General features: G+C 55.8%; 23 protein-coding genes. 14 read left to right on the top strand and 9 right to left on the bottom strand.

Features of this window, described 5'->3' with window-relative positions; all coding sequences use genetic code 11:
* The first annotated feature begins 240 nt into the window (after window positions 1-240).
* Complete coding sequence (gene yjdI / locus ACOTZB_RS15125; RefSeq protein WP_008499689.1) at window positions 241-471, top strand: 4Fe-4S mono-cluster protein YjdI; 231 nt, start codon at window positions 241-243, stop codon at window positions 469-471.
* 10 nt (window positions 472-481) lie between these two features.
* Complete coding sequence (locus tag ACOTZB_RS15120; protein ID WP_008499687.1) at window positions 482-754, top strand: GNAT family N-acetyltransferase; 273 nt, start codon at window positions 482-484, stop codon at window positions 752-754.
* Between the two features lie 27 nt (window positions 755-781).
* Here ACOTZB_RS15120 and ACOTZB_RS15115 read toward each other — a convergent pair whose 3' ends face one another.
* Entirely contained in the window at window positions 782-1393 is a 612-nt protein-coding gene (locus ACOTZB_RS15115) for a LysE family translocator (RefSeq protein ID WP_421627629.1), read from the bottom strand.
* A 115-nt stretch (window positions 1394-1508) separates the two neighbouring features.
* Here ACOTZB_RS15115 and ACOTZB_RS15110 point away from each other — a divergent pair, with 115 nt between their 5' ends.
* Window positions 1509-1961, top strand: a complete 453-nt coding sequence (locus ACOTZB_RS15110; RefSeq protein WP_029742214.1) for an Lrp/AsnC family transcriptional regulator — start codon at window positions 1509-1511, stop codon at window positions 1959-1961.
* Window positions 1962-2001: 40 nt separating this feature from the next.
* Here ACOTZB_RS15110 and ACOTZB_RS15105 read toward each other — a convergent pair whose 3' ends face one another.
* On the bottom strand, window positions 2002-3231 hold the full coding sequence (locus tag ACOTZB_RS15105) for an amino acid permease (protein WP_421627627.1): 1230 nt from the start codon (window positions 3229-3231) through the stop codon (window positions 2002-2004).
* Window positions 3232-3350: 119 nt separating this feature from the next.
* Complete coding sequence (locus tag ACOTZB_RS15100) at window positions 3351-3812, bottom strand: multidrug/biocide efflux PACE transporter (protein ID WP_023333288.1); 462 nt, start codon at window positions 3810-3812, stop codon at window positions 3351-3353.
* Window positions 3813-3917: 105 nt separating this feature from the next.
* Between ACOTZB_RS15100 and ACOTZB_RS15095 the strand changes: the two genes are divergently transcribed.
* The 6 genes from ACOTZB_RS15095 (at window position 3918) to ACOTZB_RS15070 (ending at window position 10505) form a co-directional block, all read left to right on the top strand.
* Window positions 3918-4784, top strand: a complete 867-nt coding sequence (locus ACOTZB_RS15095; RefSeq protein ID WP_421627626.1) for a LysR family transcriptional regulator — start codon at window positions 3918-3920, stop codon at window positions 4782-4784.
* Between the two features lie 93 nt (window positions 4785-4877).
* Window positions 4878-6056, top strand: a complete 1179-nt coding sequence (locus tag ACOTZB_RS15090) for an acetyl-CoA C-acetyltransferase (protein WP_047650218.1) — start codon at window positions 4878-4880, stop codon at window positions 6054-6056.
* Window positions 6057-6291: 235 nt separating this feature from the next.
* On the top strand, window positions 6292-7128 hold the full coding sequence (gene kduI / locus ACOTZB_RS15085) for a 5-dehydro-4-deoxy-D-glucuronate isomerase (protein ID WP_421627625.1): 837 nt from the start codon (window positions 6292-6294) through the stop codon (window positions 7126-7128).
* A gap of 63 nt (window positions 7129-7191) precedes the next feature.
* Window positions 7192-7953 (top strand): 2-dehydro-3-deoxy-D-gluconate 5-dehydrogenase KduD, encoded by a 762-nt coding sequence (gene kduD / locus ACOTZB_RS15080; RefSeq protein WP_421627624.1) that lies wholly within the window; start codon window positions 7192-7194, stop codon window positions 7951-7953.
* Between the two features lie 312 nt (window positions 7954-8265).
* Window positions 8266-9681, top strand: coding sequence for a sugar porter family MFS transporter (locus tag ACOTZB_RS15075; protein ID WP_032660200.1), 1416 nt, complete (start codon window positions 8266-8268; stop codon window positions 9679-9681).
* Window positions 9682-9812: 131 nt separating this feature from the next.
* Window positions 9813-10505: an aspartate/glutamate racemase gene (locus ACOTZB_RS15070; protein ID WP_421627648.1), complete on the top strand. Its 693-nt coding sequence runs from the start codon at window positions 9813-9815 to the stop codon at window positions 10503-10505.
* On the opposite strand, the gene ACOTZB_RS15065 is transcribed toward ACOTZB_RS15070, so the two are convergent.
* The gene (locus ACOTZB_RS15065; RefSeq protein ID WP_047646287.1) at window positions 10500-11426 is read right to left on the bottom strand and encodes a LysR family transcriptional regulator; all 927 of its coding nucleotides are present in this window, start codon (window positions 11424-11426) and stop codon (window positions 10500-10502) included. The two genes, ACOTZB_RS15070 and ACOTZB_RS15065, sit on opposite strands and share 6 nt — an antisense overlap.
* A gap of 121 nt (window positions 11427-11547) precedes the next feature.
* Between ACOTZB_RS15065 and lysA the strand changes: the two genes are divergently transcribed.
* Window positions 11548-12810, top strand: coding sequence for a diaminopimelate decarboxylase (gene lysA, locus ACOTZB_RS15060; RefSeq protein ID WP_126785827.1), 1263 nt, complete (start codon window positions 11548-11550; stop codon window positions 12808-12810).
* On the opposite strand, the gene ACOTZB_RS15055 is transcribed toward lysA, so the two are convergent.
* Window positions 12780-13817 carry a LacI family DNA-binding transcriptional regulator gene (locus ACOTZB_RS15055; RefSeq protein WP_421627622.1) on the bottom strand — a complete coding sequence of 346 codons (1038 nt, stop codon included), beginning with the start codon at window positions 13815-13817 and terminating at the stop codon, window positions 12780-12782. The two genes, lysA and ACOTZB_RS15055, sit on opposite strands and share 31 nt — an antisense overlap.
* Before the next feature lie 228 nt (window positions 13818-14045).
* Between ACOTZB_RS15055 and ACOTZB_RS15050 the strand changes: the two genes are divergently transcribed.
* Window positions 14046-14522, top strand: coding sequence for a GNAT family N-acetyltransferase (locus ACOTZB_RS15050; protein WP_240608891.1), 477 nt, complete (start codon window positions 14046-14048; stop codon window positions 14520-14522).
* On the opposite strand, the gene galR is transcribed toward ACOTZB_RS15050, so the two are convergent.
* On the bottom strand, window positions 14483-15499 hold the full coding sequence (gene galR / locus ACOTZB_RS15045) for an HTH-type transcriptional regulator GalR (protein WP_047650225.1): 1017 nt from the start codon (window positions 15497-15499) through the stop codon (window positions 14483-14485). The two genes, ACOTZB_RS15050 and galR, sit on opposite strands and share 40 nt — an antisense overlap.
* Window positions 15500-15924: 425 nt before the next feature.
* Between galR and aas the strand changes: the two genes are divergently transcribed.
* Together aas and lplT are read left to right on the top strand one after the other, a co-directional pair.
* Window positions 15925-18084 carry a bifunctional acyl-ACP--phospholipid O-acyltransferase/long-chain-fatty-acid--ACP ligase gene (gene aas / locus ACOTZB_RS15040; RefSeq protein WP_045888657.1) on the top strand — a complete coding sequence of 720 codons (2160 nt, stop codon included), beginning with the start codon at window positions 15925-15927 and terminating at the stop codon, window positions 18082-18084.
* Window positions 18077-19270, top strand: a complete 1194-nt coding sequence (gene lplT / locus ACOTZB_RS15035; protein ID WP_421627621.1) for a lysophospholipid transporter LplT — start codon at window positions 18077-18079, stop codon at window positions 19268-19270. The genes aas and lplT overlap by 8 nt, the downstream gene beginning before the upstream one ends.
* A gap of 93 nt (window positions 19271-19363) precedes the next feature.
* On the opposite strand, the gene ACOTZB_RS15030 is transcribed toward lplT, so the two are convergent.
* The 3 genes from ACOTZB_RS15030 to mutH all read right to left on the bottom strand — a co-directional run bounded on the left by ACOTZB_RS15030 (window position 19364) and on the right by mutH (window position 21575).
* Window positions 19364-20404: an NADP(H)-dependent aldo-keto reductase gene (locus ACOTZB_RS15030; RefSeq protein WP_023309049.1), complete on the bottom strand. Its 1041-nt coding sequence runs from the start codon at window positions 20402-20404 to the stop codon at window positions 19364-19366.
* 131 nt (window positions 20405-20535) lie between these two features.
* A complete protein-coding gene (locus ACOTZB_RS15025) occupies window positions 20536-20754 on the bottom strand; it encodes a YgdI/YgdR family lipoprotein (RefSeq protein ID WP_008499668.1) in 219 nt (72 codons plus the stop codon).
* A 128-nt stretch (window positions 20755-20882) separates the two neighbouring features.
* On the bottom strand, window positions 20883-21575 hold the full coding sequence (gene mutH / locus ACOTZB_RS15020; RefSeq protein ID WP_038417291.1) for a DNA mismatch repair endonuclease MutH: 693 nt from the start codon (window positions 21573-21575) through the stop codon (window positions 20883-20885).
* A 683-nt stretch (window positions 21576-22258) separates the two neighbouring features.
* On the opposite strand from mutH, the gene rppH reads away from it, so the two are divergent.
* Complete coding sequence (gene rppH, locus ACOTZB_RS15015) at window positions 22259-22789, top strand: RNA pyrophosphohydrolase (protein WP_047650229.1); 531 nt, start codon at window positions 22259-22261, stop codon at window positions 22787-22789.
* Window positions 22790-22796 lie beyond the last annotated feature (7 nt).

Raw genomic sequence — 22796 nt, 5'->3', positions numbered from 1 at the left:
CGCAATCTGGCGAGAAAAGAGTTGTGACCTGGCTTTTCGTTTTCGGCGTTATACCCTAAATAATTCGAGTTGCGGGAAGGCGGCAAGGGAACGAATCCCCGGGAGCGTACATAAGTACGTGACTGGGGGGAGTGAGTGCAGCCAACGCACCTGCAGCTTGAAGTATGACGGGTATATAGCCATCAGGATCCCGTAAGGCTATGCTTCATTCAGCACGATAATAATTACAGAGGCAATGTCATGGATAAAGAACTACTGGATGCGGGTTACCGGGCCTATACCGGCGAGAAAATTGACGTTTACTTCAATACCGGGATCTGCAAACACTCAGGTAACTGCGTGCGTGGCAGCGCAAAGCTGTTTAATCTGAAACGTAAGCCGTGGATCATTCCCGATGAAGTGGACGTTGAAACGGTTGTACGCGTAATTGATACCTGCCCGAGCGGTGCGCTGAAGTATCGCCAAAAATAAGCGAGGAACCATGGATATTCTGGAAGGCCATAACAAGTTTTACGTCAATGATGCGAACGGCAACCAGGTTGCGGAGATTGTCTTCGTGCCGACCGGCGAGCACCTGAGCATTATCGAGCACACCGATGTGGATGAGAGCCTGAAGGGGCAGGGCGTCGGTAAACAGCTGGTGGCGAAAGTGGTGGAGAAGATGCGCGGTGAGAACCGTAAAATTATCCCGCTGTGCCCGTTCGCGAAGCATGAGTTTGATAAAACGCGGGAATATGACGATATTCGGGCGTAAATAACACCGGCGATGGCCGGTGTTTTTTTATCTTACCTGCTCAAACAGCAATACCATCGCGATCAGCACCATTATCCCTCCCGACGCCCTGCTCACCAGACGCGCTGCCTGTGGCCGGGTCGCCAGTACCGCTTTCGAACCATACCCCACCAGCAGATAGACCAGCGTACAGGTGATAAGGTGCATCACGCCAAGCGCGGACATCTGCATCGCTATCGACCAGCTTCCGGTCGGGTCGGTAAACTGCGGAAGCAGCGCCAAAAACAGCAAAAAAACTTTCGGGTTAAGGCCGCTAATGCAGAGCCCTTTCACCGCCCACTGTTTCCAGTTTCCCGCGTGGTGGCTGGCCTTTTCCGGGGCGGCCGGATGACGCAGCAACGTTATGCCAAGCCACAGGAGATACGCGGCCCCCGCGACGGTCAGCCCGGTTAACGCCAGCGGATGTTGAGCAATCACTACGCCCACGCCAGCCACCACAATCAGCGTGGCTAACAGATGCCCGGACATTAACCCCATCACCGCCGGTACCACGCGTCGCCCGTTAATCCCGGCGCTAATGGCGTAGGCCCAGTCGGCGCCCGGCGTCATGATAAGCAGAAAAGAAACCACCCAAAAGCCTGCCACAATACTCATTTCCATCGTCCTGAAGACTCCCGCAGTACGTCAAAAGTTGAGAAAAAGAATATCGCTAACCCTGCGAAATAGGCTTTCAATGTTATGCTCATAACACCGTGAAAATGAGAAAATCTTCCACATGGATAGCATCGATCGAAAAATTCTTGCTGAGCTGCAGTCTGATGGCCGTTTATCCCTTACCGAGCTGGCGGAAAGAGTGAATCTGAGCCTCTCGCCGTGCCATCGCCGCGTGCGGGCGCTGGAGCAAAGCGGGGCGATAACGGGATACCGTGCCAGCCTCGACCCCGCCAAAATGGGATTCAACTTCCTGGCGATAGTGTTTGCGACGCTGAAGGAGGGTGACCGTAAGGCGGTTAGCGCGTTTGAAGCGGCGGTGGAGGAAATCCCGCAGATCGTGCTGGCACAGCGCCTGTTTGGCGATCCCGATTATCTGATGCACGTCGTGACCCGCGACCTCTCCGCTTTCCAGAAGCTCTATGACGAGAAGCTCTCCGCCATGCCCGGCGTGCAGCATCTTCGATCTACGCTTGTGATGAAAACGGTCGTGCAGGACAGGCCTTTTCCGCTGTAAGCAATGGTCTGCCCGGCAGAGCACCGGGCAGGAAAGGGGATTAGCCGACAAACATCACCGACACGCACAGCACGCCGACGATCAGCGTCAGCAGGTTGCCAATCGAGCGGTACTGTTTCAGGGAGGGGATCAGATACGTCGACAGCGTCGGCATGATAAACAGGATCATGGCGATAAGCGGGCCGCTGATGGCGTAAATCATCGAAATGGCGTTCGGGTTAATGCAGCAGACGGCAAAGGTGATTAACGACACCCCCATAATGGAAATCGCGCGGTTAAAGGCGCGGCTTTTTTTCACGCCTATCTGATTGAGCGACGACTTCACAATCTCCGTCGCCCCTTCAATCACCCCAAAATAGGTGCCGAGGAACGATTTCGACATCGCAATAATCGCCACGATAATCCCGGAAATGCCCAGCCACGCCGGTGAAGAAGGCATCATCGACAGCGCGGACAGGATCGTTACCCCTTGCTCTTTGGCGGCCACAATATACGACGGCGGAATTGAGAGCAGGCAGCTGAAGACAAAGAACAGCACGCTCAGGCAGATGATCAGGTACGCCACCTTCATGATTTTCTTGCATTTATCCATGGCGCCGTCGGCAAACTTCTCGCGACGGTCAACGGCAAACGTTGAGATAATCGGGGTATGGCTGAACGCAAACACCATCACCGGAATCGAAATCCAGACCTGGTGCAGCGTATGGCGATCGAACGCCATCTGGCTGGTCAGCAGCGAGGGCTGCCAGCTTCCGGTCAGATAGAGCGAGACAAAGAGAAAATAGGCAATCAGCGGAAACACCAGGAAGCCCATCACTTTTATCGTGATATGGCGCCCCATCAGGAAGATCAGATTCAGAACCAGCACCACCCCCAGGCTGACCAGCACGCGAACGGCGGTATCCACCGTCAGGTGTTTCGCCAGCTGCTCCGTGAGCGAGTTGGTGATGGCCACCGCATAAATCTGCACCACCACAAAGAAGGCGATGAAATAGAGCGTGGTGATCAGATTGCCAATCTTCCTGCCGTAATAGTGCGAGACGGCGCCGGTGATCCCTTCGTTGCCTTTCGTTTTCGACGACAGGATAAATTGCGCCAGCGCTTTGTGCGGCCAGTAGGTTAAGGGGTAGGCCACGAGGGCGGTAATAAACAGGACGATAGCGCCTGCGGATCCCAGCTGAATGGGTAAAAACAGCGTCCCTGCACCCACGGCAGTGCCGTAGAGAGCGAAACTCCAGAGAGTCTCATCTTTTGACCAAATTTTCGACATTAGAGCAACGTATCAACTATCAAACCATCGGAATGGAGTGCAATTTACCATAGTTATGCACGGAGAGCGCAGTTGCTTCGAAGGAGTTTGGCCGGAACGGGCGTCCGGCCAGAGGCTGTTTAGCCTGCCAGGGCGCGCCGTTGCTGGCGACGCTTAAGAAATTTCTCGCGCAGGCAATCGTATGCCCAGTTATAGAACATTGTGTACGGCAGGAAGAACAGGAAGAAACCTATTTCCAGCGTGAATGCCTGAAGCAGGGTAACGCCCAGCACGGCGGCGACAATCGACACGCCAATCACGATAAACCCGCATTCGAACCCCAGCGCATGCAGCGCACGCACTTTTGCGGTACGTTTGACGCGCTGAACGGGCCAGAAACGGTCGAAGCCGAAGTTATAAATAATGTTCCACAGCATGGCGGTGGTGGCCAGAATAATGGTCAGCCCACCCATCTCCACCACGGAACGCTGCATGAGCCACGCCGCCGTAGGGGCGAGGATCGCCGTCGCAATCCCTTCAAAACAGACAGCATGAAAGATCCGCTCCGGCAGTTTACGTTGGAGTGCATCCTGATGTTGCATAGTCATAGACCTCATTAATTCGCCGGTATGGGCGTTGATGTGGCCTATTTTCATCGCTAAAGCTGATATATTAAAGATGGTATCCATCGCCAAAGTAGATAGGTTATGCGCTATTCACCCGAAGCCCTTAAGGCGTTTGTCGAGACCGTTGCGGCGGGCTCTTTTTCCGCTGCCGCGCGAAGGATGCGTAAAAGCCAGTCGACGATCAGTACGTCGATTGCCAATCTTGAAGCCGATCTGGGTTTCGAGCTGTTTGACCGCTCGGCGCGCCAGCCGGTGTTAACGGCCCAGGGAGAACAGGTGCTGGGCTACGTGCAGGCCATCCTGGCCGCCAGCACGCGGCTGGACGAGCTGGCGGTGTCGCTAACGGCGCAAACGGAGGCGCGTCTGACGTTTGTCCTTTCCGATACCCTTAACCCGGACGTGCTGGAAGAGATGATGAAACAGTTTGACGCGCGTTTTCCCCATACGGAATTCGAATGTCTGATTGGTGAGGAAGAGGATGTGATCGATCTGCTGCAAAAGGAGCGAGCGCAGATTGGCCTGACGGAAGCGCGCGACAGTTACCCTACGGATATTGGCGTCATCCGGTTGCCGATGCAGACCCGCATGGCGATCTACGTCGCGACCACGCATCCGCTGGCCGGACAACATGACGTTCAGCATGACGAACTGCACGGTTGGCGGGAGCTGCGGCTCAGCACCTATCTTGAGCGCGAGGCTGAGATCGCGCGCGGGCCCGTCTGGTCAGCCCCGAATTACCTGTTACTCTTGAGTATGGCGGTACAGGGATTTGGCTGGTGCGTGCTGCCGTGCGCGCTGGTGGATGAATTTGCCGCCGCGAAATCCCTGGTACAGCTCAATGTTCGCGGCTGGCCGCGGGCGATCGGCATCGATCTGCTGTGGAATAAACGATCCCCTCCCGGCGTTGCCGGCAGCTGGCTGCGGCAGTATCTGCAGGATGCGCGCTGATCCTTGTGATTAAACTCACTATTTTTAAACAATTAAGATAATTGCCAGTAACAATCCTCTACTATCGTCATGTCATTTAACACAGAGGTCGTGATGAAAGATGTCGTAATAGTGGGTGCGTTGCGTACAGCTATCGGCTGTTTTCAGGGATCGCTCGCGCGTCACTCGGCGGTAGACCTGGGCAGCGTGGTGGTAAAAGCGCTGGTGGAACGCAGCGGGATCGCAGCACATGAAGTTGATGAGGTGATCCTGGGACAGGTCCTCACGGCCGGTGCCGGGCAAAACCCTGCGCGTCAGGCGGCGCTGAAGGGCGGGCTGCCCAATACCGTTTCGGCCATCACCATCAACGACGTCTGTGGCTCAGGATTAAAAGCGTTGCATCTCGCGACGCAAGCCATTCAGTGTGGTGAAGCGGATGTGATCATCGCGGGCGGGCAGGAAAATATGAGCCGTGCGCCGCACGTGTTGACCGACAGCCGGACCGGCGCACAGCTGGGTAACAGTCAGCTGCTCGACAGCCTGGTGCATGACGGGCTGTGGGATGCGTTCAATGACTATCATATGGGCGTGACGGCGGAAAACCTGGCGCGCGAGTACGGCATCAGCCGTGAGGTGCAGGATGCCTATGCGCTAAGCTCGCAGCAAAAAGCGCGTGCGGCAATTGATTCCGGTCGTTTTCGCGACGAAATTGTCCCGGTCAGCACGCAGCGTCAGAGCGGCGAGCGTATCCTCGTGGATACCGATGAACAGCCCCGCACCGACGCCAGCGCCGAAGGCCTGGCGAGACTGAACCCCGCGTTTGAAATGCAGGGCTCGGTGACGGCGGGAAATGCCTCTTCCATTAACGACGGCGCTGCCGCCGTGATGATGATGAGCGAAAGCAAAGCCCTTGAACTCGATCTTCCCGTCCTGGCCCGCATTAAAGCATTCGCCAGCGTAGGGGTTGATCCTGCGTTAATGGGGATCGCACCGGTCTACGCGACCCGCCGCTGTCTGGAGCGCGCGGGATGGCAGCTTTCGGATGTGGATCTGATCGAAGTGAACGAAGCCTATGCCGCGCAGGCGATCTCCGTCGGGAAAATGCTGGAGTGGGATCCTCTGCGGGTCAACGTTAACGGCGGCGCGATCGCGCTGGGCCATCCTATCGGTGCGTCCGGCTGCCGGATCCTGGTTTCGCTGGTTCACGAAATGAAAAAGCGCAATGCCCGCAAAGGGATTGCCACACTCTGTATAGGCGGCGGGCAAGGGGTGGCGCTGGCCATCGAACGCTAACTTCTTCTCAAACAAAATGACCTCCTCCGGGAGGTTTTTTTTCGTGCCCTTTTTCTCCCAGCGGCTCAAATGTGATCCGAACATCATTTTCGTTATAAACAAAAATAAAAATGAAACGTTGTTTTAAATATAATTGAAAAGACCACTTTATGCCGATAGTATGTGCTTATTATGAAAAACGGAACGCTGTTTCGTTTATTTCCGCCTTCGGGCATGACCACATCTGGAGGTTACCGTGGACGTCAGAGAAAGCATCCACAGTGCGCACGCCAAAACGCTGGATACTCAGGGGCTGCGCAATGCATTTTTAGTCGAGCAGGTATTCGAGGCCGACAGGTACACCATGGTTTACAGCCATATCGACCGCATCATTGTGGGCGGGATTATGCCCGTCACGAAAAGCGTCTTCGTGGGCGGTGAGGTCGGTAAACAGCTGGGCGTGAGCTACTTCCTCGAGCGTCGCGAGCTGGGGGTGATTAACATCGGCGGGCCGGGCACCATCACCGTAGATGGAAAGTGCTATGAGATTGGCCATCGTGAGGCGTTGTACGTGGGTAAAGGGGCGAAAGACGTAGACTTTGCCAGCATCGACGGCAGCAGGCCTGCGAAGTTTTACTACAACTGCGCGCCGGCGCACTCCACCTACCCAACCAAAAAAGTGACCACCGCAGACGTCGCTCCCGTGACGCTGGGCGACAACCTCACCAGCAACCGCCGCACCATCAATAAATACTTCGTGCCGGACGTGCTGGAGACCTGTCAGCTCAGCATGGGATTGACCGAGCTGGCACCGGGCAACCTGTGGAACACCATGCCGTGCCATACCCACGAGCGCCGCATGGAAGTCTACTTCTACTTCAATATGGATGAGGACGCCTGCGTGTTCCACATGATGGGACAGCCGCAGGAAACGCGCCATATCGTGATGCACAACGAGCAGGCGGTGATTTCACCGAGCTGGTCCATTCACTCCGGCGTAGGGACGAAAGCCTACACCTTTATCTGGGGAATGGTGGGTGAAAACCAGGTCTTCGATGATATGGACCATATTGCGGTCAGCGATCTGCGCTAGTCGCGGGCGGTGAAGCATAAACCTGCCTGTGAGTGACAGGCTCTGAAAGAGTAAGGAATAAACATGATTCTGGATGCATTCTCTCTGCAGGGAAAAGTGGCTGTGGTTTCCGGGTGCGACACCGGGCTGGGTCAGGGGATGGCGTTAGGCCTGGCGGAAGCGGGCTGCGATATCGTCGGAATTAATATCGTTGAACCGACTGAAACTATCGAACGCGTGACGGCCCTGGGCCGCCGTTTCCTGAGCCTGACCGCTGACCTGCGTAAAATCGATACCATTCCTGAACTGCTGGACCGCGCGGTGGCTGAATTCGGTCATATCGACATTCTGGTGAACAACGCCGGGCTGATCCGCCGCGAAGACGCCATCAGCTTCAGCGAGCGCGACTGGGACGACGTGATGGATTTGAACATCAAGAGCGTATTTTTCATGTCCCAGGCGGCGGCGAAGCATTTTATTGCGCAGGGGAAAGGCGGCAAAATCATCAATATTGCCTCTATGCTCTCGTTCCAGGGCGGCATCCGCGTGCCGTCGTACACCGCGTCCAAAAGCGCCGTAATGGGCGTGACCCGCCTGCTGGCAAACGAATGGGCGAAACATAACATCAACGTGAATTCGATTGCGCCGGGCTATATGGCGACGAACAACACGCAGCAGCTGCGTGCGGACGAGCAGCGTAGCGCGGAAATCCTCGACCGCATTCCGGCGGGACGCTGGGGTCTGCCGAGCGATCTAATGGGGCCGATTGTCTTCCTGGCCTCCTCCGCATCGGATTACATCAACGGCTACACCGTGGCTGTAGACGGTGGCTGGCTGGCGCGTTAATTCCACCCGTATTAAGAACCTCTGCCTGTGGGCGGAGGTTTTTTTGCGCAATAATTGGCTTAGTCCATATCGATAAAGATGAAAAATCCATACTAAAAAATCACAAATGACGGAAATCACACTTTTATTGCTTAAATATTAACTGATTAGTAAAAATGCGTGATTATTCGACACGAGTTGAAATTGTAATGTCCATCACAGAACCGTATGCCGTAGCGGAATAATCCATAACTTCGCGATTTCCGGCCTGACACTTTTCCTCGCTTTCTCGTAATTTCAGTTAACGAATTTTGCTGTTGAGGCAGGAAAAATATGACATCGATAAATGACTCTACCCTAATGCCCGCTGCGCTGCGCGATACTCGCCGCATGAACCAGTTTGTCTCCATTGCCGCCGCCGTGGCTGGACTGTTATTTGGACTGGATATCGGCGTCATTGCCGGCGCGTTACCGTTTATTACCGATCACTTTACCCTCAGCAGTCGCCTGCAGGAGTGGGTGGTGAGCAGCATGATGCTCGGCGCGGCCATTGGCGCCCTGTTCAACGGCTGGCTGTCGTTCCGTCTGGGGCGCAAATACAGCCTGATGGTCGGGGCGATTCTGTTCGTTGCCGGCTCTATTGGCTCGGCGTTTGCCGCTAACGTTGAAATCCTGCTGCTCTCCCGCGTGCTGCTGGGCGTGGCGGTGGGGATTGCGTCCTACACCGCGCCGCTTTATCTCTCCGAAATGGCGAGCGAAAACGTGCGCGGCAAGATGATCAGCATGTATCAGCTGATGGTCACGCTGGGTATTGTGCTGGCGTTCCTGTCTGACACCTACTTCAGCTACAGCGGCAACTGGCGCGCGATGCTGGGCGTGCTGGCCTTACCGGCGCTGGTGCTGATCGTCCTGGTGATTTTCCTGCCAAACAGTCCGCGCTGGCTGGCGCAAAAAGGGCGCCACGTGGAGGCGGAAGAGGTTCTGCGCATGCTGCGCGATACCTCGGAAAAAGCGCGCGAAGAGCTGAACGAAATCCGCGAAAGCCTGAAGTTAAAGCAGGGCGGCTGGGCGCTGTTTAAGATCAACCGCAACGTGCGCCGCGCGGTCTTCCTCGGCATGCTGCTGCAGGCGATGCAGCAGTTCACCGGGATGAACATCATCATGTACTACGCGCCGCGCATTTTCAAAATGGCCGGATTCACTACCACGGAACAGCAGATGATCGCGACTCTGGTGGTCGGGCTGACCTTTATGTTCGCCACCTTTATTGCGGTATTCACCGTGGACAAAGCCGGGCGTAAACCGGCGCTGAAAATTGGCTTCAGCGTGATGGCGCTCGGCACGCTGATCCTCGGCTACTGCCTGATGCAGTTTGATAACGGCACGGCCTCAAGCGGGCTTTCCTGGCTTTCTGTCGGTATGACCATGATGTGTATCGCAGGTTACGCGATGAGCGCCGCGCCCGTGGTGTGGATCCTGTGCTCCGAAATTCAGCCGCTCAAATGCCGTGACTTTGGCATCACCTGTTCAACGACCACCAACTGGGTGTCGAACATGATCATCGGCGCGACGTTCCTGACGCTGCTGGACGCGATTGGCGCAGCGGGAACCTTCTGGCTCTATACGGTGCTGAACGTAGCGTTTATTGGCGTCACGTTCTGGCTGATTCCGGAAACCAAAGGCGTGACGCTGGAACACATTGAACGCAAGCTGATGGCAGGAGAGAAACTGCGGAACATCGGCGTCTGATTGTATTGCCTGTTTACGTATCCTAACGTATGCAGAAGCTAACCGATTTTTGTTTAAAAAGGCGCTGAATAAAGCGCCTTTTTTTATGTACTTCGGTTGTGTTACAAAAAGAACAAAGATAAGGAGGGATGATGAAAACGATTGGCCTGTTAGGTGGAATGAGCTGGGAATCGACAATCCCTTATTACCGCCTGATTAATGAAGGGGTAAAGCAGCGTCTTGGCGGTCTGCACTCCGCAAGCCTGCTGCTGCACAGCGTTGATTTCCATGAAATTGAAGCCTGCCAGTCGAGCGGGGAGTGGGATAAAGCCGGAGAGATTCTGGCCCAGGCGGCGCTGGGACTGGAGCGTGCCGGCGCCGAGAGTATCGTGCTGTGTACCAATACCATGCACAAAGTGGCGTCGCATATTGAGGACCGCTGCGCGCTGCCGTTTCTGCATATCGCGGATGCAACGGGGCGTGCGATTGCGGCATCCGGGATGCGCCGCGTAGCGCTTTTGGGGACACGCTACACCATGGAACAGGATTTTTATCGCGGGCGTTTGCACAGTGAATTTGGGATCGAGAGCCTGATCCCGGATGAAGACGATCGGGCGCGCATCAATCAGATTATCTTTGACGAGCTCTGCCTCGGTACCTTCAGCAAATCTTCCCGGGCGTATTACGTCAGCGTGATTGAAAAGCTGGCGCAGCAGGGGGCAGAAGGGGTGATCTTCGGCTGCACCGAGATTGGCCTGCTGGTGCCGGCCGATCGAAGCCCTGTCCCGGTATTTGATACTACCGCCCTTCACGCGGCAGATGCCGTAGCGTTTATGCTGTCATAAGGGGTTTTGCAGGTCAGGTAAGCGAAGCGCCACCTGACGCGCGTGCTCCTTTAAGTGTTCGGTGAAAGCGTCCACCAGCGCGGAAGCCGGACGGTGCAGCGGGCGGATCAGGCTCACGGTGAACGGGACGGAAACGCTAAAGCGGCGGATGACGATCCCGCTTCCGGCGTAGTCCAGCGCCGTGAGCGGATTCACCACCGCGACGCCGACGCCCGCACGCACCATCGCGCAAATCGAAGCCGCGCTGTGCGTTTCCACCACCATTCGCCGTTTGACCTGATGCTCGGCAAATAGCGTATCCAGCAGCTGTCTGTAACTGTCGGTCTGCGACAGGCTAATGTAGTTTTCCCCGTGGAAATCCTCCGGCGTGAGCACCGCCTTACCGGCAAGCCGATGCCCGGCGGGCAGAACGCACACTTCATCTAACGAGATCAACTCCGTGCGCGCCGTTCCCGCCGGCGTGGAGAGGGTTTCGGTTAGCCCTAAATCATGGCGCTGGGCCGAAAGCCACTCTTCAAGCAGAGGGGATTCCTGAGGCACGATAGTGAGGCTGACCTCCGGGTATCGGGCCAGAAAGGGCTGCAGCAGCATCGGCAAAAAGGATTGCGAAAAGACGGGCAGGCAGACGATCGACAGCTCGCCCTGGCGAAACTCGCGCAGGCTTTCCGCAGCACTCACTATTCTGTCCAGTCCGTACCAGGAGCGCTGGACTTCCTCGAACAGGCGCAACCCCTGCACCGTCGGGTGAAGCCTGCCCCGGGTGCGCTCGAACAGCTTCAGCCCCAGCACTTTCTCGAAGCGGGCCAGCTCGCGGCTCACCGTCGGCTGCGAGGTATGCAGCATCTGTGCGGCTTCGGTGAGATTGCCGGTAGTCATCACGGCGTGAAAAATCTCGATGTGGCGTAAATTGACGGCGGGCATAGGGCACCTGAAAGCAGATTACTGTCCATATCATTTTTGCATAGACTCGCGATAAAACGATATTTTTTATTCTCTTCGCGCTGTGGCGTAATCATCAAAACGCATTTACCCGGAGAAGACCATGCCACGCCCGCTGAACCAGACCGATACCGATTTGAACGCCGACAACCTGCTGCGCCTGCCTGCCGAGTTTGGCTGTCCGGTGTGGGTCTATGACGCGCAGATCGTTCGCGAGAAGATCGCTGCTCTGCATCAGTTTGACGTGGTGCGTTTTGCCCAGAAGGCCTGCTCCAATATTCATATTCTGCGCCTGATGCGTGAGCAGGGCGTGAAGGTCGACTCCGTCTCGCTTGGCGAAATCGAGCGCGCGCTGGTAGCCGGATTTGATCCGAAAGCCGACAGCGACGCGATCGTCTTTACTGCCGATGTGATCGACGATGCGACGCTTGCGCGCGTCCACGAACTGCAGATCCCGGTGAATGCCGGCTCTGTAGATATGCTGGAGCAGCTGGGTCAGGTTTCTCCTGGCCATCGCGTCTGGCTGCGCGTGAACCCGGGCTTTGGTCATGGCCACAGCCAAAAAACAAATACCGGCGGCGAAAACAGCAAGCACGGGATCTGGTATGCCGATATGCCTGCCGCGCTGGAGGTATTACAGCGCTACGGCCTGAAGCTGGTGGGTATTCATATGCACATTGGCTCTGGCGTCGATTACGGCCACCTGGAGCAGGTGTGCGGTGCGATGGTGCGCCAGGTTGTCGACTTCGGCCAGGATCTGGAGGCGATCTCAGCCGGTGGCGGTCTCTCCATTCCTTATCGCGAAGGCGAAGAGGCGATCGATACCGATCACTATTACGGTCTGTGGAGCGCCGCGCGTGACCAAATCGCCGCGCATCTTGGCCACGCGGTGAAGCTGGAAATTGAGCCGGGTCGTTTCCTGGTTGCGGAAGCCGGCGTGCTGGTTTCACAGGTGCGCAGCGTGAAAGAGATGGGGTCTCGCCACTTCGTATTGATTGACGCAGGCTTTAACGATCTGATGCGTCCGTCCATGTACGGCAGCTATCACCACATTACCGCCCTGGCCGCCGACGGCCGTGATTTAACGCAGGCGCCGCGCGTTGAGACGGTCGTTGCGGGCCCGCTGTGCGAATCGGGAGACGTGTTTACCCAGCAGGAAGGCGGCAAAGTGGAGACCCGCGCGCTGCCAGAGGTCAAACCGGGTGATTATCTTGTGCTGCATGATACCGGTGCATACGGGGCGTCGATGTCATCTAACTACAACAGCCGCCCGCTGCTGCCGGAAGTGCTGTTTGATAACGGCAAGGCACGGCTGATCCGTCGTCGTCAGACCATTCAGGAACTGCTGGCTTTAGAACTCATCTGATGAAAGTACGGCCCCGTTGTAACCGAATCGCGTAACACCAGCGTGCCGGTAAACGGCGGGATGGCATCGACCGGCTGGTTTTTTGCCAGCCGGATCGCCTGATCGATGGCCGTGACAATCATGTTGTCGATGGGCAGATAAACCGATGAGAGCGCAGGCTCCAGCCATTTCGCGCTTGGGGCATCGTCAAAGCCGAACAGTGAAATATCCTGCGGAATTTTAAGCCCTGCCTGGTGTAACGCTTTGGACGCCCCCAGGGCCATATCGTCGTTACAGGCAAACAGGGCGCTAAACGACACACCGTCGGCAATCAACTCCTTGCACAGCTCGTATCCCCGCGTCATTCCCGCATCGCCGTACTTTATCCGACGCTCGTCCAGGCGAATGCCGTGCTTTTCCAGCGCCTTACGGTAGCCCATCAGCCGCGCTTTCCCGGTTGGGGTGTGGATCGGAACGGTGATACAGGCGATCTCCCGATGGCCCTGGGCGATCAGGTAATCCACGGCCTTAAACGCGGCATCCTGCTGTTCGAAAAACACGCAGCGATCTGGCGCCTGGCTCACTTCGCGGTTAATGATCACCAGCGGCGTTTTCACGTTGTTCATCAGTTTGACGATCGCTTTTTCGCTCATGTAGCGCGTGTAAAGCACGATGGCATCGCACTGGCGATCTGCCAGCATCTGCACGGCCTGTTCTTCCTGTTCCGGCGCGTCGTGACCGTCGGTGACGATCAGCTGTTTCCCGTGAGTTTCCGTCTGCCGCGACGCCTGCTGGAGAAGACGACCAAAGTAAAAGCCGTCGAAGGTCGAGACGACCAGGCCAATGCTGTTGCTGGTCTGGTTAGCCAGCGAACGCGCGAGAAAGTTCGGGCGATAGCCCAGCTCTTCCATCGCAGCAAAGACCTGCTGACGCGTACTCTCTTTAACCTGACCTGTGCCGTTCAGCACGCGCGAGACGGTAGCCTTCGACACGCCCGCACGCAGTGAGACATCCAGCATTGTTGCCATTCTACATTCCTGCTTCCACGTAATGATTTGCAGTTTAACACAGACCTCACGGCGTATAAGCGATGCGGGAAGCGCAAAACTTCTGCCACGATCACGCTTTTTGGTCACGATTCGTCTGGCCTGCGTGAAGTAAAACTAAATAGTCTGACTCTGGTAAAGTAATCGCCGAACCGAGCTGGGGCGACAGGCCAGCAAAACATGAGAAAACGCAGGTGAAACGTGAAAAAGATAGCCATCCTCCCGCTTTACCAGGCACCGCACTATGCGGAGCAGGTCACCGACTGGCTCTGGCAGGCCTTTGGCGAAGGGCTTTCTCGGGAATTTTTCCACAGCATTATTGAGCACAGCCAGACGCCGGGAGCATTACCGCTGACCTTTATCGCCGTAGAAGACGAACAGCTTGTTGGTACGGTAGGGCTCTGGCGCTGCGATTTGATCACCCGTCAGGATCTCTTTCCGTGGCTGGCGGCGCTCTACGTTGACGACGCGGCGCGAGGCAAGGGACTGGCAGGAAAGCTACAGCAGCATGTTATTTCCTGGGCCGCGCAGGCGGGATATGAAGAACTGCACCTCTGGTCTGCCTGCCGCGACTTCTACGAACGTTACGGCTGGCAGTATATCGGTGATGGGCTGGAATACCCCAACACCCGGGTTCACCTCTATCGTTATTCGCTCTGCGCTTCCGCAGGTGAAGCAACGGAGTGACGGCGAACCAGCGTCGGGCTAAACAGATGCGTAATATCCGGCGGCTGGCGCTGTTCAGCCAGCGCTAGCGCCAGCTCGGCGGCCTGCGTCGCCATGGTGATAATCGGGTAGCGTACGGTGGTCAGCCGCGGGCGCACGTAGCGAGAGACCAGCACGTCGTCGAAGCCAATCAGCGAAATTTCTGCCGGAACCTCAATCCCGTTGTCATTCAGCACCCCCATTGCCCCCGCGGCCATGGAGTCGTTATAGCTGGCAACCGCCGTGAAATTTCGTCCGCGACCCAGCAGCTCGGTCATGGCCTGTTCACCGCCGCTCTCATCCGGTTCACCGTAGGCCACCAGACGATCGTTACACGGCAGGCCGTTTTCGCGCAGGGCGTCGTAGTAGCCCTGCAGGCGGTCTTCCGCATCAGAAATCGGATGATTGGAACAGAGATAGCCAATCCGGGTATGGCCCTGTTGAATCAGATGACGGGTCGCAAGCCAGGCTCCGTAGCGGTCGTCGAGGGCCACACAGCGTTTTTCAAACCCGGGAATAATGCGGTTGATGATCACCATTCCAGGCATCTGCTTCATCAGGTGAATCAGCTCGGCATCCGGGATCATTTTGGCATGAACCACCAGCGCGGCGCAGCGGTGGCGGATCAGCTGCTCGATGGCCTGGCGTTCTTTTTGCTCATTATGATAGCCATTGCCGATCAGCAAAAAATTGCCTGTCTGGTAAGAGACCTGTTCAACCGCTTTCACCATGGCGCCGAAAAAGGGGTCGGAAACATCACCCACTACCAGCCCAATGGTTTCGGTGGACTGCTGGGCGAGCGCGCGGGCATTGGCATTGGGATGATAGTTAAGAGATTCCATGGCGTTTTGTACCGCCTGGCGCGATGCGTCACTGGCTTTCGGTGAGTCGTTAATCACGCGGGAGACGGTTGCCACCGACACGCCTGCCAGACGGGCCACATCCTTTATTGTCGCCATTCATTACCTTCTTGTTGGGGGTAAGCGTTTACACACCAAATAGTGTTGCGGAAAAGCGGCGCGCATTCAAGGGGAGCGGATTTCCGCTCTCCACAAACGTGACGCAGGACAACCCTGGCGGTGTAATCGTTACACGCACAGTCATGTCTGAAAAATGTCAATCTGAACCTTTGGTTACACTTTGCCTCAGGCTGTTGCGATTGTCTGATAGCGGGAACGTTAACAGGATTGATACAGTCGAGATCCCAGAGGTATTGATTGGTGAGAATTCTTAGTACGGCTTCGTACTCATCTCTTGCACCAACCTGCGCGGATGCGCAGGTTTTTTTTCGCCTCCACTTTTGCTGTCGCTCCCGTATCACTTCTCGTGTAATCTGCCACCATTTACTATCAACCCTCCACACTGGCTGGCAAAGGGAGTTGAGATGCTATTTGGGTTCTTCCGTACACTCTTCCGTATTCTTTTTCGCATCCGCGTCACTGGCGATGCCCAGGCCCTTCGCGGCGAACGCGTTCTTATCACGCCAAATCATGTTTCCTTTATAGACGGCATTCTGCTGGCGCTATTTTTACCCGTGCGCCCGGTGTTTGCGGTCTATACCTCTATCAGCCAGCAGTGGTACATGCGCTGGCTCACGCCGCTGATTGATTTTGTGCCGCTCGACCCGACAAAGCCGATGATGATTAAGCATCTGGTGCGTCTGGTTGAGCAAGGGCGTCCGGTGGTTATTTTCCCGGAAGGGCGTATCTCCGTGACCGGTTCGCTGATGAAAATCTACGATGGCGCGGGGTTTGTTGCAGCGAAATCAAAAGCGACCGTGGTGCCGTTGCGTATTGAAGGCGCAGAGTTGACCCATTTCAGCCGACTGAAGGGGCTGGTGAAGCAGCGTCTGTTCCCAAAAATCACGCTGCATATTCTGCCGCCCACGTCGTTACCGATGCCGGACGCGCCGCGTGCCCGCGATCGTCGTAAAATCGCCGGAGAAATGCTGCACCAGATTATGATGGAAGCGCGCATGGCCGTGCGCCCGCGCGAAACGCTGTACGAATCTCTGCTTTCCGCGCAGCACCGCTATGGCGCGAAGAAAAACTGCATCGAAGACATCAACTTTACCCCGGATACCTATCGCAAGCTGCTGACTAAGACCCTGTTTGTGGGCCGCATTCTTGAGAAGTACAGCAAGAAGGGCGAAAAGATTGGCCTGATGCTGCCTAACGCGGGCATCAGCGCGGCGGTGATTTTTGGTGCGGTTTCCCGGGGGCGCATCCCGGCAATGATGAACTACACGGCGGGCGTGAAAGGGTTGACCAGCGCCATTACCGCTGCCCAGATTAATACCGTCTTTACCTCTCGTCAGTTCCTGGACAAAGGCAAGCTCTGGCATCTTCCCGAGCAGCTCACCCAGGTGCGCTGGGTTTTCCTGGAGGATCTGAAAGCGGACGTAACCACCGGCGACAAGCTGTGGATTTTTGCTCACCTGCTTATGCCGCGTCTGGCGCAGGTCAAACAGCAGCCGGAAGATGACGCGATCATTCTCTTCACGTCGGGATCGGAGGGCAACCCGAAAGGCGTCGTCCACAGCCACAAGAGCATTCTGGCGAACGTTGAGCAGATCAAAAGCATTGCCGACTTTACCGCGAATGACCGTTTTATGTCGGCGCTGCCGCTGTTCCACTCCTTTGGCCTGACGGTGGGACTCTTTACGCCGCTGCTGACCGGCGCAGAAGTGTTCCTCTATCCAAGCCCGCTGCATTACCGGATTGTGCCGGAGCTGGTGTATGACCGAAACTGCACCGTCCTGTTCGGCACCTCAACGTTCCTCGGCAACTACGCGCGCTTCGCCAATCCGTATGACTTCTATCGCGTGCGGTATGTGGTGGCCGGTGCGGAAAAACTGCAGGAGAGCACGCGTCAGATCTGGCAGGACAAGTTTGGCCTGCGCATTCTCGAAGGCTATGGCGTTACCGAGTGTGCTCCCGTGGTCTCGATTAACGTACCGATGGCGGCGAAGCCGGGTACGGTGGGTCGAATTCTGCCGGGGATGGATGCGCGTCTGCTGGCCGTGCCGGGCATTGAGGACGGTGGCCGTCTGCAGCTGAAAGGGCCAAACGTGATGAACGGTTATCTGCGCGTGGAAAACCCAGGCGTGCTTGAGGTGCCGACGGCTGAAAACGTCAACGGGGAGGTTGAAACCGGCTGGTACGACACCGGTGATATTGTCCGTTTTGATGAACAGGGCTTTGTACAGATTCAGGGGCGCGCTAAGCGCTTCGCCAAAATCGCCGGTGAAATGGTCTCTCTGGAAATGGTTGAGCAGCTGGCGACGGCCGTCTCCGCGGATAAAATGCATGCGACGGTGGTGAAGAGTGATGCCAGCAAAGGCGAGGCGCTGGTGCTGTTTACGACCGACGCTGAGCTTAAGCGCGACAGGTTACTGAGCTATGCGCGCGAACACGGTATTCCTGAACTGGCCGTGCCGCGCGATATTCGCTACCTGAAGCAGCTCCCGGTGCTGGGTAGCGGGAAGCCCGATTTCGTGACCCTCAAAGGCATGGTTGAAGAGGCGGAACAGCAAAATGCGTGAGTCAGTACACACTAACACATCGCTCAGGTCGAAAGGCATGATGGCCGTTATCGCTGCGCAGTTTCTCTCTGCGTTTGGTGATAACGCGCTGCTGTTTGCCACGCTGGCGCTGCTGAAGGCCGAGTTTTACCCCGACTGGAGCCAGCCGATCATGCAGATGGTGTTTGTGGGCGCTTACATTATCTTTGCTCCGTTTGTAGGGCAGGTGGCAGACAGCTTCCCCAAAGGGCGGGTGATGATGTTTGCCAACGGCCTCAAGCTGCTGGGTGCTGCCAGCATTTGCTTTGGCTTCAATCCGTTTATTGGTTACACGCTGGTGGGCATTGGCGCTGCCGCTTACTCCCCGGCGAAGTATGGCATTCTCGGAGAACTGACCACGGGCGATAAGCTGGTGAAAGCCAACGGCCTGATGGAGTCGTCAACCATCGCCGCAATCCTGCTCGGATCCGTCGCGGGCGGCGTACTGGCCGACTGGCATGTCCTGGCGGCACTGGGCATCTGCGCGGTGGTGTATGGCGGGGCAGTTGTGGCGAACCTGTTTATTCCTAAGCTACCTGTGGCTCGCCCGGGGCAATCCTGGCGCTTTAAACCGATGACCGGCAATTTCTTTACCGCCTGTCGCGTGCTGTGGCGTAACGGAGAAACGCGTTTCTCCCTGATGGGAACCAGTATGTTCTGGGGCGCGGGCGTCACGCTGCGCTTCCTGCTGGTGCTGTGGGTGCCGGTGGCGCTTGGAATTACCGACAACGCGACGCCGACCTATCTTAATGCGATGGTGGCCATCGGCATTGTGGTGGGGGCAGGCGCGGCGGCGAAGCTGGTGACGCTAGAGACCGTAGCACGCTGTATGCCCGCGGGGATCCTGATTGGCGTCGTAGTGCTTATTTTCTCGCTACAACATGCTTTATTGCCTGCCTATGTCCTCCTCATCCTGATTGGTATTCTGGGCGGTTTCTTCGTGGTGCCGCTGAACGCGTTGCTGCAGGAACGTGGCAAGCATACCGTCGGGGCGGGGAATGCCATCGCGGTACAAAACCTGGGTGAAAACCTGGCGATGCTGCTAATGCTGGGGCTCTACTCGCTGGCGGTAAAAGTCGGTGTGCCGGTGGTGGGGATTGGCGTCGGGTTTGGTGGGCTGTTTGCGCTGGCGATTGCGGGATTGTGGGGTTGGCAGCGTCGGCGTTGATAAGTGCGGCCTGATGCCCTCACGCCACTCCTCTCCCACAGGGAGAGGAAGAAAACCCTAAAAACGGCAACCTGTGTTGCCGTTTTGCTTTTATTACGGTGCCGGGTATGTGTATACCTGATGCACCGCTTCAATCTCCGCTAACACCTCTTCACTCAGGTTCAGGTGGAAACTCTCAATATTGGTTTTCAGCTGTTCCATCGTGGTCGCGCCCAGCAGGGTGCTGGCAACAAACGGCTGACGACGCACGAAGGCCAGCGCCATCTGTGCAGGGTCAAGACCATGACGCTTCGCGATATCCACATAGGCGGCAACGGCCTTCTGCGTCTGCTCGCCGCTGTAGCGGGTAAAACGGCTAAAGAGGGTATTTCGCGCCCCGGCCGGTTTCGCGCCGTTCAGGTATTTCCCCGTCAGCGTGCCAAAGCCGAGACAGGAATAGGCGAGCAGTTCTACTTCTTCATATTGCGTCACTTCGGCCAGACCCACCTCATAGCTACGGTTAAGCAGGCTGTATGGGTTCTGGATAGTGACGATACGCGGCAGGTCGTGTTTATCCGCCAGGTGAAGATAGCGCATTACGCCAAAGGCCGTTTCGTTAGAGACGCCAATGTAGCGGATTTTTCCCGCGCGCTGGCACTCGGTCAGCGCTTCCAGCGTTTCCAGCAGCGTTACGGCGGGGGCACTCTCATTCCAGCTATAGCCGAGCTTACCAAAGCAGTTGGTTGGACGCTGCGGCCAGTGCACCTGATACAGGTCGAGGTAGTCGGTTTGCAGGCGCTTCAGGCTGGCGTCCAGTGCGGCGCGGATATTCTTACGATCGAGGATCTGATTCGGGCGGATCCCGGTATCGTTGTTGCGCGCGGGACCACTGACTTTTGAGGCAATCACCAGCTTTTCACGGTTGCCGCGTTTTGCCAGCCAGTTACCGACGTAGGTTTCGGTAAGTCCCTGCGTTTCCGGACGTGGCGGAACAGGGTACATCTCCGCGACATCAATCAGGTTAATCCCCTGGCTGACGGCGTAATCGAGTTGTGCATGGGCATCGGCTTCGCTGTTTTGTTCACCAAATGTCATCGTGCCCAACCCCAGTTGGCTTATTTCCAGAGCGCTGTGGGGGATACGGTGATAATGCATAGCCGGCTTCCTCAGTAGACTTATAGACCGCGTCAGGGCGTGCCCGACAAAGGAATATAAACATGGCAGAGGGGAAGCAAAAGGGGAAGAAAAAAATCAAAAAGGCCAGCAAGCGACTGACCTCTCTCTGTTTATCGCTCGATAATTTGCGATACTTCGTCGCGATTGATCTGCATTTTATTGCCTTCCTGGTCGCGGTAGCTGACCAGACCGGTATCATCGTCGACTTCGGGTTTGCCGTCGGTCAGGATCATTCGACCATCTTTTGTCGCCATGACGTAATCGCTGCTACAGCCCGATACGGCAAACGCTAAACCGACTGCTGAAACTAACACTGCCCATTTTTTCATCGTTATCGTCCTCATCTGGCTCGTATCAAATCATAGTTTAGTTTTAACCCGATATGGCAACAGGAGGAAGCGGTAAAATCTTAAAAACCAGCTGATTATGTTTGAGAGCTCGCAAAATAAGTAAAAAACTATGTTTTTAGAAGAAAATGGCGAGCAAGAAGCGCGCCTGTGAAGTTCTTTTTGAGATAAAAACCGCGCGGCAACGTTAGTATCGGCTCACCCTTCGCGCCGATTGCCTCGGTAAGCGCTTTGCTGTTAGCCGCTTTCGGGCGCAGCTGTAATACTTCTCCGTGCCGGGCGGTGATGCGCTCTACCTGCCCAAGCACAATCATGTCCATCAGCTCCTCCCAGTCCAGACGCAGCTGTTGCTCCTCATCGTCGTTCGGGCTCCAGAGCAGCGGCGCACCAACGCGACGCTCAGCCAGGGGGATCTGACGCTCACCTTCGACCGGCACCCACAACACGCGCTTCAGCTTGTGACGAACGTGGCTGGTTTCCCACGTCACGCCGGTGTTGCCGGTTAGTGGCGCAACGCAGACGAAGGTGGTCTCAAGCGGTTTGCCCTGGCTGTCTATGGGGATGGTTTTTAACTCCACGCCAAGCGCTGCAAAATCCTGCTCGGGTTTGCTCCCTGCGCTGGCACCCAGCCACAGCTCAAGCAGCATGCCGATCCAGCCTTTATCCCGTTTCAGATCCTTCGGGATCTGAAGCCCTGCCATTGCCGCCAGCTCGCCAAGCGAAAAGCCTGCAAGACGCTGTGCCTGCTGTAGCAACTGGCCCTCGCTGGACGGCGGCGAGAGCAAGGGTGTAAGCGGATGCATGAAGGTAACCTTTTGATTAAAAAATAAACGAAGAAATTGTCCCCTGTGGATAGAGTTTAACTATTTCTGTACCAATATTCCATGTCTATGATTTATAGGTTTTTTTATTGGTTTGAAATCGTTTCACCTGAGGCGGAAAACCGGTTGTTCAAATCTGGTCACTGACAATGAACAGGATCTTACACCATGTTATCCACAGAAAAATGGGATAACTGGGCATAACCCTGACTACTGTTTCAATTTACAGCCTTGACGTGCGATGAAATTCGAATTTTCAAACAAATTGTGACTAACTTATTGGCACAATCTGTGGATAAAACCGACGCTGTTCGATCTTTCATCAGCACGACGATCCCTGATGTGACGATCGTCACGCTATTCTGTTTTTGGTTCATGGAAATACATTTAACGTTATGAAAAGTATTAGGTTATTTAACTGTCGCGAAAGCGGTGGCAAGGCAGGGTTTGAGGTTGTTCATCGGTAATTAGACACTTCTTCACAACTATATCCACAGAAAAGGTGAATAAAATTCCCTTCACTGCCTCTCATCTGTTTATAACTCAGCACTTATTTGTGAGTTATTCAAATGTTATTAGGTTGCAGCCCTGTAAGAGAGTGGTTTACCGCCTCCCTGTAGTGTGAAACAATCATTCATATATAAGGTTTAGTTTGGGGTAGTCCGGTGATTGATGACGATGGCTACCGCCCGAACGTAGGAATAGTAATTTGTAATCGTCAGGGCCAGGTAATGTGGGCCCGGCGATATGGTCAGCACTCCTGGCAGTTCCCTCAAGGCGGGATCAATCCGGGAGAGTCCCCAGAACAAGCGATGTACCGGGAGCTTTTTGAAGAGGTCGGTTTAAGCCGAAAAGATGTTCGCATCCTGGCTTCGACCCGCAACTGGTTGCGTTACAAGTTACCGAAACGTTTGGTGCGTTGGGACACAAAGCCGGTTTGTATCGGCCAGAAACAGAAGTGGTTTCTGTTGCAGTTGGTGGGCAACGATTCAGACATCAATATGCAAACCAGCAGTACGCCGGAGTTCGATGGCTGGCGCTGGGTGAGCTATTGGTATCCTGTTCGTCAGGTCGTGTCATTTAAACGCGATGTTTACCGTAGGGTGATGAAAGAGTTTGCAAGTGTGGTAATGCAGCTTCAGGAGATCCCGCCTAAGCCGCAGAACGCACCTGCATGGCGACGTAAAAGAGGTTAAGCTACGC

The sequence above is a fragment of the Enterobacter cloacae complex sp. SHL020 genome (genome assembly GCF_049236945.1).
GTDB lineage: Bacteria > Pseudomonadota > Gammaproteobacteria > Enterobacterales > Enterobacteriaceae > Enterobacter > Enterobacter dykesii.
Note: the sequence above shows the minus strand (reverse complement) of the source record. Positions and strands in the feature narration are given on the sequence as shown.

Bases quoted from the DNA above. Each gene is read 5' to 3' on its own strand.
- yjdI (WP_008499689.1), top strand. From the start codon at position 241: ATGGATAAAGAACTACTGGATGCGGGTTACCGGGCCTATACCGGCGAG.
- ACOTZB_RS15120 (WP_008499687.1), top strand. From the start codon at position 482: ATGGATATTCTGGAAGGCCATAACAAGTTTTACGTCAATGATGCGAAC.
- ACOTZB_RS15115 (WP_421627629.1), bottom strand. From the start codon at position 1,393: ATGGAAATGAGTATTGTGGCAGGCTTTTGGGTGGTTTCTTTTCTGCTT.
- ACOTZB_RS15110 (WP_029742214.1), top strand. From the start codon at position 1,509: ATGGATAGCATCGATCGAAAAATTCTTGCTGAGCTGCAGTCTGATGGC.
- ACOTZB_RS15105 (WP_421627627.1), bottom strand. From the start codon at position 3,231: ATGTCGAAAATTTGGTCAAAAGATGAGACTCTCTGGAGTTTCGCTCTC.
- ACOTZB_RS15100 (WP_023333288.1), bottom strand. From the start codon at position 3,812: ATGCAACATCAGGATGCACTCCAACGTAAACTGCCGGAGCGGATCTTT.
- ACOTZB_RS15095 (WP_421627626.1), top strand. From the start codon at position 3,918: ATGCGCTATTCACCCGAAGCCCTTAAGGCGTTTGTCGAGACCGTTGCG.
- ACOTZB_RS15090 (WP_047650218.1), top strand. From the start codon at position 4,878: ATGAAAGATGTCGTAATAGTGGGTGCGTTGCGTACAGCTATCGGCTGT.
- kduD (WP_421627624.1), top strand. From the start codon at position 7,192: ATGATTCTGGATGCATTCTCTCTGCAGGGAAAAGTGGCTGTGGTTTCC.
- ACOTZB_RS15075 (WP_032660200.1), top strand. From the start codon at position 8,266: ATGACATCGATAAATGACTCTACCCTAATGCCCGCTGCGCTGCGCGAT.
- ACOTZB_RS15070 (WP_421627648.1), top strand. From the start codon at position 9,813: ATGAAAACGATTGGCCTGTTAGGTGGAATGAGCTGGGAATCGACAATC.
- ACOTZB_RS15065 (WP_047646287.1), bottom strand. From the start codon at position 11,426: ATGCCCGCCGTCAATTTACGCCACATCGAGATTTTTCACGCCGTGATG.
- lysA (WP_126785827.1), top strand. From the start codon at position 11,548: ATGCCACGCCCGCTGAACCAGACCGATACCGATTTGAACGCCGACAAC.
- ACOTZB_RS15055 (WP_421627622.1), bottom strand. From the start codon at position 13,817: ATGGCAACAATGCTGGATGTCTCACTGCGTGCGGGCGTGTCGAAGGCT.
- galR (WP_047650225.1), bottom strand. From the start codon at position 15,499: ATGGCGACAATAAAGGATGTGGCCCGTCTGGCAGGCGTGTCGGTGGCA.
- aas (WP_045888657.1), top strand. From the start codon at position 15,925: ATGCTATTTGGGTTCTTCCGTACACTCTTCCGTATTCTTTTTCGCATC.
- lplT (WP_421627621.1), top strand. From the start codon at position 18,077: ATGCGTGAGTCAGTACACACTAACACATCGCTCAGGTCGAAAGGCATG.
- ACOTZB_RS15030 (WP_023309049.1), bottom strand. From the start codon at position 20,404: ATGCATTATCACCGTATCCCCCACAGCGCTCTGGAAATAAGCCAACTG.
- ACOTZB_RS15025 (WP_008499668.1), bottom strand. From the start codon at position 20,754: ATGAAAAAATGGGCAGTGTTAGTTTCAGCAGTCGGTTTAGCGTTTGCC.
- mutH (WP_038417291.1), bottom strand. From the start codon at position 21,575: ATGCATCCGCTTACACCCTTGCTCTCGCCGCCGTCCAGCGAGGGCCAG.